Origin of the sequence: Pantoea sp. UBA6567 (genome assembly GCF_002434165.1) — a bacterium.
GTDB lineage: Bacteria > Pseudomonadota > Gammaproteobacteria > Enterobacterales > Enterobacteriaceae > Pantoea > Pantoea eucrina.
Genome location: NZ_DJJN01000006.1, coordinates 1,350,107 through 1,362,695, shown reverse-complemented (window position 1 = coordinate 1,362,695; position 12,589 = coordinate 1,350,107). Strand labels below are relative to the sequence as shown.

The following is a 12,589-nucleotide window of genomic DNA, read 5'->3' as shown; positions in this document are numbered from 1 at the left end:
ATCCTGTCAGCACAGCGGGGAGGAAACCCCTCCCCGGAATGCATACAGTATATACCTGACTGCAGCCAGGTACATGACAGGTTAAGCGCCTGGCTGGCTGCAGCAGAAGGTGACTTACTGCCGGTAACCCTGCAGAAAACGTCCAAACTTGCCGATCGCCATCTCCAGATCGTCTACCCGCGGCAGAGTAACAATGCGCACGTGATCCGGATGTGGCCAGTTAAAGGCGGAGCCCTGTACCAGCAGCACTTTTTCCTGCAGCAGGAAGTCGAGCACCATCTTCTGATCGTCATAAATATTAAATTTTTTCGGATCGATACGCGGGAACATGTAAAGCGCGCCCTGCGGTTTAACGCAGCTTACGCCGGGAATATCGTTAATCAGCTCCCAGGCGCGCTGGCGCTGCTCGTAGAGCCGTCCGCCAGGGGCGATAAACTCGCTGATGCTCTGGTAGCCTCCCAGCGCGGTCTGAATCGCATGCTGAGCGGGCACGTTGGCACACAGGCGCATAGAGGCGAGCATTTCCAGGCCTTCAATATAGCCTTTGGCGTGCTTTTTCGGCCCGTTTAGCACCATCCAGCCCTGACGAAAACCGGCCACGCGATAGGTTTTAGACAAACCGTTAAAGGTCACCGTCAGAAGATCGGGTGCCAGCGCCGCAATGGAGTGATGCTGCGCATCGTCGTAGAGGATTTTGTCATAGATTTCATCAGCAAAGATGATCAGGTTATGCTGACGCGCTATTTCTACCACCTCCAGCAGCAGCTCTTTACTGTAAACCGCGCCGGTCGGGTTATTGGGGTTGATAATCACAATTCCACGCGTGCGCGGTGTGATTTTGCTACGGATATCATCCAGATCCGGAAACCAGCCGGCTGACTCATCGCATCGGTAATGGACAGCTTTGCCGCTGGAGAGTGAAACGGCTGCCGTCCACAGTGGGTAATCCGGTGCCGGCACCAGCATCTCATCGCCGCTATTGAGCAGCGCCTGCATCGCCTGCACGATCAGCTCTGATACCCCATTGCCGATATAGATATCTTCAACGGTAACGTCGCGCATATCACGCGCCTGATAGTGCTGCATAATGGCTTTACGAGCAGAGTAGAGCCCCTTGGAGTCGCAGTATCCCTGCGCACCAGGCAGATTACGTATAACGTCGACCAGAATTTCATCAGGTGCTTCAAAACCAAACGGCGCTGGGTTGCCAATATTGAGCTTGAGAACCTTGTTGCCTTCTTCTTCAAGTCGCTTTGCTTCTTTTAGTACCGGTCCGCGAATGTCGTAACAGACATTTTCCAGCTTACCGGATTTATCAATTTGGAAATTCATCGTTGCCGCCTTTTCGGGCAGAGTCCTTTAACCCGCCACCCAGTTAAAACCTGCCCAATTTACTCCTCTCCCGATAACAAAAGAAGGGTGGCAGCGGCTTTTGGCGTGATTGAGACAGATTCCCGGTGTGGGTAGCGTAATTATGGTGATATGCCGGTTAAATTGGTTTTTATGACTGCCTGTGGTTAATTTACAAGACTATTATTTTGGTAAATAGCGATGCGATTTGCCTGTAACGGCTACGCCAGCTGCCCCTCTGTCATAAGAAAACCGGGTTATGCTTTCCATACTAATGATTAGCTGCGCAATGAAATAGTTAAGCGTACCTTGCTAAATGATGCTGTTTTATTCAGCTGACGTTAACTCATGCATGGCGCAGCGGCAATATCTGCATTCTTATGCGCAGTCTCAGCATAGAAATTGCGCGAATAGCAACGGGTACGATCGCAATACTGGCGGGCAATGAGCGTTTTTCTGTAACTTTATCGCTCCAAATAAGTTTACAAACCAAGTGGTCAGAATTTAACCCTGGCGTTGCCGGAGGGGCTAAACGGGCTTATTAAGCAAAAAATTTGATGTTTTGCACGAAAACATTTCCCTTTAAAGCGTAAAAATGATTAAGTATAATTTATTATTTGAAGCACTTTATGGCTTCGTTTCGACATAACAACGTGTTATCTCTTTTTTTGCTCTGCAACCTTTTATGCAGGCAACCAGGCAACTACACAGCTTCCAGCACCGGTACGACTCTTGTCTTTGGCCCTGAAGTTGTTCTGTCTCTAATGACGCCGCCTCTCTGCTGCCAGAGAACGTACGCTCGTCATTACCCGCCTGAACTCGGTTTTAAGACGATCTCCTCTGGAGATTGTCAGTAAGCACCATTGCCACTTATCTCTTTGATTTTGTGGCAATACACCAGGGTAGTAGTTCTAAAAATCTTATAAAGTGAAGAAAAAAATCATGACTAATGCAAATCGTCCGATACTGAATCTCGACCTCGATCTGCTGCGTACATTTGTTGCTGTTGCAGACCTGAATACGTTTGCAGCGGCGGCGGCGGCCGTGTGCAGAACCCAGTCAGCGGTAAGCCAGCAGATGCAACGTCTGGAGCAACTGGTAGGTAAAGAGCTGTTTGCCCGACATGGACGTAACAAACTTCTGACGGAGCACGGTATCCAGCTGCTTGGCTATGCCAGGAAAATCCTGCGTTTTAACGACGAAGCCTGCACCTCACTCATGTACAGCAATATTCAGGGCGTTCTGACTATCGGAGCCTCTGATGACACGTCAGATACCATTCTGCCTTTCCTGCTGAACCGGGTGACGTCAGTCTATCCAAAGCTCGCCATCGATGTACGTGTAAAACGTAACCCGTTTATGATGGAGATGCTGAACCAGGGAGAAGTCGATCTGGTTGTGACCACGTCCAGCCCGGGTAACTTCACGCATCAGGTACTGCGTACTTCACCAACGCTCTGGTACTGTGCCGCTGACTATATTTTCCAGCGCGGCGAAGCGATTCCTCTGGTACTGCTGGATGAACCAAGCCCGTATCGCGATATGGCGATAGACCATCTGAACGAAGCGGGTATTCCATGGCGTATCTCTTACGTGGCATCAACGCTGGCAGCAGTGCGCGCGGCCGTTAAAGCCGGTCTGGGCGTAACGGCACGTCCGGTTGAAATGATGAGTCCTGAGTTGCGCGTAATGGGCGCAGCCGAAGGTTTGCCAGTGTTACCGGATACGCAATACCTGCTGTGCCGTAACGCTGACAGCGATAATGAACTGGCGCTGGCCATTTTCAACGCCATGCAATCGACGAACGATCCTTACAATCTCAGTGCAAATCCGGATAGCTCACTGCTGCTGGATGATGAAGAGTAAGCCGTAGCGACACTGCAGTAATACGCGCGTTACGCGCTGTATAATTGCTATAAAAAAGCCTTAGTCGGTGTAACTGCGACTAAGGCTTTTTTTTGCCTGTTATCCGGGGCCAGATACGCATTTTTATGGCCGATAATTATCAGGCTTTCCGAAAAACGAGCAGTTGTTTCAATTCCCGTCATTTTAGAAATTTTTTATCAAAAAATGCCTTCTTTGCACTAACCGATCCTGCCATATGCGCTGCTTTTTAGAGCTAAAAGCGCAGAAGTGTGTTCTGGATCAAAAAAATAACCCTGTCAGGGAGAGGGAAATCTGCGGAAGACCTGTCAAAATGTGAGTGTTAAACGCACGATCCATGCATGTAAAACCCCGCTACACTGAAATTAACCGCACAAACTGAAGCGATTTAGCTGGCGCTGATGAGGGTATATGTTAATAATATGATGCGGGTGTAAAATAATGTTTGGATACTTTTGTCAAAGTTGACAAAAGGTTATAGAAAGGAGTAAAAAACCCCATAAAATTGCTGCCTAATCAGGAAAGACAGCAACGTTTATAAGGTTTTTATCCTTCCCTTGAATCGATGTGGTGTGTTTGCTGCAACAGTGCAGGATGCCATCGCCACTTTTGATGAGTAAGCAAAGCGTATGTCAACAACCACCGAAGTCATCGCTCATCACTGGGCGTTTATTGTATTTATTGTGATCGCATTTGGCCTTTGTGCCTTTATGTTAACCGGCGGCTGGCTGCTTGGTGGACGTGCTAAAGCGCGTTACAAAAACACCCCGTTTGAGTCTGGTATTGAATCGGTTGGCGATACCCACATCCGCCTCTCTGCAAAATTCTATCTGGTTGCCATGTTTTTCGTTATTTTCGACGTGGAAGCCCTCTATTTATACGCCTGGTCGACCTCCATTCGCGAAAGCGGCTGGGTCGGCTTTGTCGAAGCCGCAATTTTCATTTTGGTGCTCCTGGCAGGCCTGGTTTATCTGGTTCGCATCGGCGCGCTGGATTGGGCTCCTGCGCGTCGTCGCGTAGTGGTCAAATCAAGCCCGGTCAGCCACAGTCACACCAACCCTCATAAGCAGTAAAAGCGAGGCAATAAGATGGACTACACGCTGACACGCGTAGACCCGAACGGCGGGGATGGCGATCGCTATCCTCTGCAGAAACAGGAGATTGTTACCGATCCTCTGGAACAGCACGTTCACCGTAGCGTTTATATGGGCAAGCTGGAACACGCTCTGCATGACATGGTGAACTGGGGTCGTAAGAACTCTCTCTGGCCCTATAACTTTGGCCTCTCCTGCTGCTACGTAGAAATGACCACGTCATTTACTGCGGTGCATGACGTGGCACGCTTTGGCGCTGAAGTTATGCGCGCCTCGCCGCGCCAGGCTGACTTTATGGTTATTGCCGGTACGCCTTTTACCAAAATGGCACCCGTTATTCAGCGTTTGTACGATCAGATGCTGGAACCTAAATGGGTGATCTCTATGGGTGCCTGCGCTAACTCAGGCGGGATGTATGACATCTATTCTGTCGTACAGGGTGTGGATAAATTTCTGCCGGTGGATGTTTACATTCCGGGCTGCCCGCCGCGTCCGGAAGCCTATATGCAGGCGCTGCTGCTGCTGCGTGAGTCGATCGGTAAAGAGCGCCGTCCACTCTCATGGGTAGTCGGTGACCAGGGTGTATATCGCGCCAACATGCAGTCTGAACGTGAAAGGAAACGTGGCGAGCGCATTGCCGTCACTAACCTGAGAACCCCGGACGAAGTGTAAGTATCCCGTACACGGATGGAGTAACGGCCACAGCAGAAAATGACAACGTAGTGTGTGCCGCCATCCTGACGCCTTCTTTTGAGTGCCTGATAACAGGCCGGAATGGTGAGTAACGTATGACAGATTTGACCACGCAAGATCTCGCTCAGCCAGCATGGCAAACCCGTGAGCACCTGGATGACCCGGTGATCGGCGAGCTGCGTAATCGTTTTGGGCCGGACGCCTTTACTGTTCAGGCAACCCGCACCGGCATTCCTGTAGTCTGGGTAAAGCGCGAACAGCTGCTGGAAATTGTAACGTTTCTGCGCAAGCTGCCTAAGCCCTATGTCATGCTGTATGACCTGCATGGCTTTGATGAGCGTTTACGTACCCACCGCGCAGGCCTGCCTGCTGCGGATTTTTCCGTTTTCTATCATCTGCTTTCTATTGAACGTAACCGCGACATTATGCTCAAGGTGGCGTTATCTGAAAACGATCTGAATGTGCCAACCATCACCACTATCTTCGCCAACGCCAACTGGTATGAGCGCGAGACCTGGGAGATGTTTGGCATTACGTTCCAGGGGCATCCTCATCTGACGCGCATTATGATGCCGCAGACCTGGGAAGGGCACCCGCTGCGTAAAGATTATCCGGCGCGCGCGACTGAGTTCGATCCCTTTACGCTGACTAAGCAGAAAGAAGATCTGGAAATGGAGTCGCTGACGTTCAAACCAGAAGAGTGGGGCATGAAACGCAGCACGGCCAATGAGGACTTTATGTTCCTTAACCTTGGCCCGAACCACCCCTCTGCGCACGGTGCTTTCCGTATCATCCTGCAGCTCGACGGTGAAGAGATTGTCGACTGCGTACCTGACGTTGGCTATCACCATCGCGGTGCCGAGAAGATGGGCGAGCGGCAGTCCTGGCACAGCTATATCCCCTATACCGATCGTATCGAGTATCTGGGCGGCTGTGTTAATGAAATGCCTTACGTACTCGCCGTAGAGAAACTGGCCGGGATCACGGTACCAGACCGCGTTAACGTCATTCGCGTGATGCTCTCTGAGCTGTTCCGTATCAACAGCCACCTGCTCTACATCTCAACCTTTATTCAGGACGTTGGCGCAATGACGCCGGTGTTCTTTGCGTTTACCGATCGTCAGAAAATTTATGATGTCGTGGAAGCGATTACCGGTTTCCGCATGCATCCCGCCTGGTTCCGTATCGGTGGTGTGGCGCACGATCTGCCGAAAGGCTGGGAGCGTCTGCTGCGTGAGTTCCTCGACTGGATGCCAAAACGCCTGAAAGAGTATGACAAAGCGGCACTGCGCAACACCGTGCTGATGGGACGCTCACAGGGCGTAGCCGCTTACAATATGGATGAAGCGCTGGCGTGGGGCACAACCGGTGCGGGTCTGCGTGCAACCGGTCTCGACTTTGACGTGCGTAAGTGGCGTCCTTATTCAGGCTACGAAAACTTCGATTTTGAAATTCCGGTTGGCGCAGGCATCAGCGATGCTTACACCCGCGTACAGCTGAAAATGGAAGAGATGTGGCAGTCGCTGCGTATTCTGGAGCAGTGCCTGAACAACATGCCGGAAGGACCGTTCAAAGCGGACCATCCGCTGACCACGCCGCCGCCGAAAGAGCGTACGCTGCAGCACATTGAAACCCTGATCACCCACTTCCTGCAGGTCTCCTGGGGACCGGTGATGCCCGCCAATGAATCGTTCCAGATGATTGAGGCGACGAAAGGGATCAACAGCTACTACCTGACCAGCGACGGCAGCACCATGAGCTACCGCACCCGCGTGCGCACGCCAAGCTTCCCGCACCTGCAGCAGATCCCGTCAGTGATCCGCGGCAGCCTGGTATCCGATCTCATCGTCTACCTCGGTAGTATCGATTTTGTTATGTCAGACGTGGACCGCTAATTATGCACGATCAAAAAATTGCCATTCAAACCATCGACCCGAATGAGGTCTTTGTGCTGAGCGAGGCCGAGCACCACGCTATTGAGCATGAAAAACATCACTACGAGGATGCGCGCGCAGCCTCAATTGAAGCGCTGAAGATCGTGCAAAAACAGCGGGGCTGGGTGCCGGATGGCGCTATTCACGCAATTGCTAATGTGCTGGGTATTCCGGCCAGCGATGTCGAAGGCGTGGCAACGTTCTACAGCCAGATTTACCGTACGCCGGTTGGCCGTCACGTGATCCGCTACTGCGACAGCGTGGTGTGCCACATTACCGGTTATCAGGGCATTCAGGCAGCACTGGAACAGAATCTTCATATTAAACCCGGCCAGACAACGGCAGACGGCCGCTTTACGCTGCTGCCTACCTGCTGCCTCGGCAACTGCGATAAGGGGCCGACCATGATGGTGAATGACGATACGCACGTTCACCTGACGCCGGAAGGTATCGCCTCGCTACTGGAGCAGTATCAATGATGAAACCCATTATTCGTGCTGCGGAAACGCATCCGCTGACCTGGCGTCTGCGCGACGACAAACAGCCGGTCTGGCTGGAAGAGTACCGCAGCAAAAATGGCTACGCTGGCGCCGAAAAAGCGCTGAACGGCATGAGCCAGGATGAAATCGTTACGGCGGTCAAAGACTCTGGCCTGAAAGGGCGCGGCGGTGCGGGCTTCAGCACCGGCCTGAAGTGGAGTCTGATGCCAAAAGATGAGTCCATGAATATCCGTTATCTGCTGTGTAACGCGGATGAGATGGAGCCAGGCACCTATAAAGACCGCCTGCTGATGGAGCAGCTGCCACATCAGCTGGTGGAAGGCATGCTGATCAGTGCTTTCGCGCTAAAAGCTTATCGCGGCTACATCTTCCTGCGCGGTGAATATGTTGAAGCAGCAGAGAACCTGCGTCGCGCCATCGCCGAAGCTACAGAAGCGGGCTATCTCGGTAAAAATATTCTCGGCACCGGTTTTGATTTTGAACTGTTTGTTCACACCGGCGCGGGCCGCTATATCTGCGGTGAAGAGACGGCGCTGATCAACTCGCTGGAAGGGCGTCGTGCTAACCCGCGCTCAAAGCCACCGTTCCCGGCCAGCGCCGGCGTCTGGGGCAAGCCAACCTGCGTTAACAACGTTGAGACCCTCTCCAACGTGCCAGCTATCTTCCTGAACGGCGTGGAGTGGTACAAAGGGCTGTCTAAAAGTGAAGATGCCGGCACCAAAATGATGGGCTTCTCCGGCCGCGTTAAAAACCCTGGCGTCTGGGAACTGCCGTTTGGCATCACCGCCCGCGAGATTCTGGAAGATTATGCCGGCGGTATGCGCGATGGCCTGAAGTTTAAGGCGTGGCAGCCAGGCGGTGCCGGAACCGATTTTCTGACCGACCAGCATCTCGATCTGCCAATGGAGTTTGCCAGCATCGGTAAAGCGGGCAGCCGTCTGGGTACGGCGCTGGCGATGGCGGTAGATCACGAGATCAATATGGTGTCGCTGGTGCGTAACCTGGAAGAGTTTTTTGCCCGTGAGTCGTGCGGATGGTGTACGCCGTGCCGCGACGGCCTGCCGTGGAGCGTCAAGATCCTGCGCGCGCTGGAGCAGAAGCAGGGGCAGCCGGGTGATATCGAAACGCTGCTGCAGCTTTGCCGTCAGCTGGGCCCGGGTAAAACCTTCTGTGCGCATGCACCAGGCGCGGTTGAGCCTCTGCAGAGCGCAATTAAATATTTCCGTGAAGAGTTTGAAGCCGGCATTGCGCCGCAGGTGTTTGGCAATACCCGTTCTATCGGCGGTATTCAGCCTAACCTGCTGAAAACGCGCTGGTAAGCAGACCACCGTAGACGGAAGGCGCCAGACGCCAGTCCGGCTGAAAAGCGGGATAACAGAATTTGATGTTTAACGCTCGTCCCCGGACGAGCCTTACGGAAGCATGTTCACTATGGCTACAATCCATGTAGACGGTAAAGAATATGATGTGAACGGAGCGGACAACCTGCTACAGGCGTGTCTCTCTCTGGGCCTTGATATTCCCTATTTTTGCTGGCATCCGGCGCTCGGCAGCGTAGGCGCCTGCCGCCAGTGTGCGGTGAAGCAATTCCAGAATGCCGAAGATACCCGCGGCCGCCTCGTTATGTCCTGCATGACACCGGCATCGGATGGCACTTTTATCTCTATTGATGATGGCGAAGCGAAAGAGTTTCGTGAAAGCGTCGTAGAGTGGCTGATGACGAACCATCCGCACGACTGCCCGGTCTGCGAAGAGGGCGGTAACTGTCATCTGCAGGATATGACGGTAATGACGGGCCACAGCTTCCGTCGTTATCGCTTTACCAAGCGCACGCACCAGAATCAGGATCTTGGTCCGTTTATCTCCCATGAGATGAACCGCTGTATCGCCTGCTATCGCTGCGTTCGCTATTACAAAGATTATGCTGACGGCAAAGATCTGGGCGTCTATGGCGCACACGATAACGTCTACTTTGGTCGTCCGGAAGATGGCACGCTGGAGAGCGAATTTTCAGGTAACCTGGTTGAGATCTGCCCGACTGGCGTGTTTACCGATAAAACGCACTCTGAGCGCTATAACCGTAAATGGGATATGCAGTTTGCGCCCAGCATCTGCCAGCAGTGCAGCGTCGGCTGTAACACCAGTCCCGGCGAGCGCTATGGCGAGCTGCGTCGTATTGAAAACCGTTATAACGGTACGGTAAACCACTACTTCCTCTGCGATCGCGGTCGTTTTGGCTATGGCTATGTCAACCGCAAAGATCGCCCGCGTCACCCGCATCAACTGCGCGGCAGCGATACGATTACGCTGAACGCAGAGCAGGCGGTTAACGCTGCGGCTGACATGCTGCGCCAGGCGAAACGCGTGATCGGTATCGGCTCACCCCGCGCCAGCATCGAGAGCAACTTTGCCCTGCGTGAGCTGGTGGGTGCCGGCAACTTCTCAACCGGCATGCCAGCAGGAGAGCAGGCGCGCGTTGAACTGATGCTGAACGTGCTGCAGAACAGCGGTATCTATACGCCTTCACTGCGCGAAATGGAAAGTTACGATGCCGTGCTGGTGCTGGGCGAAGATCTGACGCAGGTGGGCGCGCGCGTCGCGCTGTCAGTGCGCCAGGCCGTAAAAGGCAAAGCACGCGAGATGGCAGCCGCGCAGAAAGTTGCAGACTGGCAGATCGCCGCCATCCTGAATATCGGTCAGCATGCGAAACATCCGCTGTTTGTCACTAACGTCGATGAAACCCGTCTGGATGATATCGCGGCGTGGAGCTATCGCGCCCCGGTAGAAGATCAGGCGCGCCTCGGGTTTGCCATCGCCAGCGCGCTGGATGAGAGCGCACCCGCGGTGAGTGATATCGACAAGTCACTCAGCAGCAAAATTGATGTGGTAGTGCAGGCGCTGGCAGGGGCGAAAAAGCCGCTGATTATCTCCGGCACCCACTCCGGCACGACCGCGATGATTGAGGCGGCTGCAAACGTGGCGAAAGCGCTGAAAGCCCGCGGTGCCGACGTAGGGATCACCCTGCTGGCCGGCGCGGCTAATAGCATGGGCCTGGGCATGATGGGCGGTCACTCGCTGGATGCGGCGCTGGATCAGCTGACAAACGGCGAAGCGGATGCGCTGGTAGTGCTGGAGAACGATCTCTATCGCCACGCGCCGAAAGCCCGCGTCGACGCTGCGCTACAGAAGGCGTCAGGCGTGATTGTGGTTGACCACCAGCGGACCGCCACGCTGGAGAAAGCCGGTATGGTGCTCTCCGCGGCCAGCTTCGCTGAAAGTGATGGCACCTCAATCAACCATGAAGGTCGCGCGCAGCGCTTCTTCCAGGTTTACGATCCCGCTTACTATGACAACAGCATTGTGATGCTGGAAAGCTGGCGCTGGCTGCATTCGCTGCACAGCGCGCTGGAGAGCCGTCATATCGACTGGACGCAGCTGGATCACGTGATTGATGCGGCGATTATTGCGCTGCCACAGCTGAAAGGCATCAAAGATGCGGCACCGGATGCCAGCTTCCGCATTCGCGGTCAGAAGCTGGCGCGTTCACCGCATCGCGCCAGCGGTCGTACTGCCGCCCGCGCCAATATCAGCGTACATGAGCCACGTCAGCCGCAGGATAAAGACACTATGTTTGCCTTCTCAATGGAAGGGAACAACCAGCCTGAAGCACCGCGCTCGCAGATCCCCTTTGCCTGGGCGCCGGGCTGGAACTCACCGCAGGCGTGGAACAAATTCCAGGATGAAGTTGGCGGCAAACTGCGGAATGGCGATCCGGGTGTCCGGCTGTTTGAAGCGGGCGAAGGCTCACTGCCGTGGTTTAGCAACGTGCCGGAGCGGTTTGCCAGCGGCAGCCATTTCCGCGTTGCGCCTTACTACCGGCTGTTTGGCAGTGAAGAGATGACGCAGCGCTCTCCGACGTTCCAGAAGCGTATGGTGCCGGCTGAGCTGGTGATTAACCCAACGGATGCAGAGAAGCTTGGCGTCAATCACGGCGCTGCCGCAGAGCTGGTTTGCGCCGGCGAAACACTGCGCCTGCCGGTACGCTTCTCCGCTTTCCTGCAGCCGGGTCAGATTGGTCTGCCGCTCGGCATGCCGGGTGTGCCGCCGTTCCTTGCGCATGCGCAAATTGATCAACTGCAGGAGGCTGCGCAATGAGCTGGCTGACATCGGACGTTATCGACATCATTCTGCAGGTGGTTAAGGCGATTGTAATTTTGCTGGTCGTGGTAGCCTGCGGGGCGTTCATGAGCTTTGCCGAGCGTCGTTTGCTCGGCTTATGGCAGAACCGCTACGGACCTAACCGTGTCGGCTGGGGCGGTTCACTCCAGCTGGCGGCGGATATGATCAAAATGTTCTTTAAAGAGGACTGGGTACCGCCGTTTACCGACCGCTTCATCTTTACTCTGGCACCGGTTATTGCTTTTGTATCGCTGCTGCTGGCCTTTGCGATTGTACCCGTTTCACCCACCTGGATGGTCACGGATCTGAACATCGGTCTGCTGTTCTTCCTGATGATGGCGGGTCTGGCCGTCTACGCCGTGCTGTTTGCCGGCTGGTCGAGTAACAACAAATACTCGCTGCTGGGTGCGATGCGTGCCTCTGCGCAGACGCTGAGCTATGAGGTGTTTCTTGGCCTGTCGCTGATGGGCGTAGTGGCGCAGGCGGGATCGTTTAACCTGAATGCGATTGTTGAAAACCAGACGCACCTCTGGAACATCATTCCGCAGTTCTTTGGCTTTGTGACCTTCTGTATTGCCGGGGTAGCAGTGTGTCACCGTCATCCGTTTGACCAGCCGGAAGCGGAACAGGAGCTGGCTGACGGTTACCATATTGAATATGCCGGTATGAAGTTCGGTCTGTTCTTTGTGGGTGAATATGTCGCCATTACCACGGTTTCCGCGCTGATTGTCACGCTGTTCTTTGGCGGCTGGCATGGACCTTTCCTGCCGCCATTCATCTGGTTCGCCCTGAAAACGGCGTTCTTCATGGTGATGTTTATCCTGATCCGTGCTGCGCTGCCGCGTCCACGCTATGACCAGGTGCTGTCGTTCGGCTGGAAAGTTTGTCTGCCGTTGACGCTGTTGAACCTGCTGGCGACCGCCGCAGTGATTCTGTACAACGCGCAGTAAGGGGT

9 protein-coding genes are annotated in these 12,589 nt (G+C 54.2%); 8 read left to right on the top strand and 1 reads right to left on the bottom strand.

The genetic code is table 11. From position 1 onward, the window contains the following. Nucleotides 1-114: 114 nt before the first annotated feature. Nucleotides 115-1,332, bottom strand: a complete 1,218-nt coding sequence (locus B4M48_RS12430; RefSeq protein WP_039379037.1) for a pyridoxal phosphate-dependent aminotransferase — start codon at nt 1,330-1,332, stop codon at nt 115-117. A gap of 960 nt (nt 1,333-2,292) precedes the next feature. Between B4M48_RS12430 and lrhA the strand changes: the two genes are divergently transcribed. The 8 genes from lrhA to nuoH all read left to right on the top strand — a co-directional run bounded on the left by lrhA (nt 2,293) and on the right by nuoH (nt 12,584). After that, nucleotides 2,293-3,216, top strand: a complete 924-nt coding sequence (lrhA, locus tag B4M48_RS12425; protein ID WP_039379035.1) for a transcriptional regulator LrhA — start codon at nt 2,293-2,295, stop codon at nt 3,214-3,216. Nucleotides 3,217-3,863: 647 nt separating this feature from the next. Beyond that, nucleotides 3,864-4,307, top strand: coding sequence for an NADH-quinone oxidoreductase subunit A (locus tag B4M48_RS12420; protein ID WP_039379033.1), 444 nt, complete (start codon nt 3,864-3,866; stop codon nt 4,305-4,307). Nucleotides 4,308-4,322: 15 nt separating this feature from the next. Then, complete coding sequence (locus B4M48_RS12415; RefSeq protein WP_039379030.1) at nt 4,323-5,000, top strand: NuoB/complex I 20 kDa subunit family protein; 678 nt, start codon at nt 4,323-4,325, stop codon at nt 4,998-5,000. A gap of 116 nt (nt 5,001-5,116) precedes the next feature. Beyond that, nucleotides 5,117-6,916, top strand: coding sequence for an NADH-quinone oxidoreductase subunit C/D (nuoC, locus tag B4M48_RS12410; RefSeq protein WP_039379028.1), 1,800 nt, complete (start codon nt 5,117-5,119; stop codon nt 6,914-6,916). A 2-nt stretch (nt 6,917-6,918) separates the two neighbouring features. Beyond that, a complete protein-coding gene (gene nuoE, locus B4M48_RS12405) occupies nt 6,919-7,434 on the top strand; it encodes an NADH-quinone oxidoreductase subunit NuoE (RefSeq protein WP_039379025.1) in 516 nt (171 codons plus the stop codon). Beyond that, the gene (gene nuoF / locus B4M48_RS12400; RefSeq protein WP_039385572.1) at nt 7,434-8,774 is read left to right on the top strand and encodes an NADH-quinone oxidoreductase subunit NuoF; all 1,341 of its coding nucleotides are present in this window, start codon (nt 7,434-7,436) and stop codon (nt 8,772-8,774) included. The genes nuoE and nuoF overlap by 1 nt, the downstream gene beginning before the upstream one ends. A 112-nt stretch (nt 8,775-8,886) precedes the next feature. Then, on the top strand, nt 8,887-11,610 hold the full coding sequence (nuoG, locus tag B4M48_RS12395; protein WP_071668056.1) for an NADH-quinone oxidoreductase subunit NuoG: 2,724 nt from the start codon (nt 8,887-8,889) through the stop codon (nt 11,608-11,610). Continuing rightward, nucleotides 11,607-12,584 carry an NADH-quinone oxidoreductase subunit NuoH gene (gene nuoH / locus B4M48_RS12390; RefSeq protein ID WP_039385568.1) on the top strand — a complete coding sequence of 326 codons (978 nt, stop codon included), beginning with the start codon at nt 11,607-11,609 and terminating at the stop codon, nt 12,582-12,584. Before nuoG ends, nuoH begins: the two co-directional genes overlap by 4 nt. Nucleotides 12,585-12,589 lie beyond the last annotated feature (5 nt).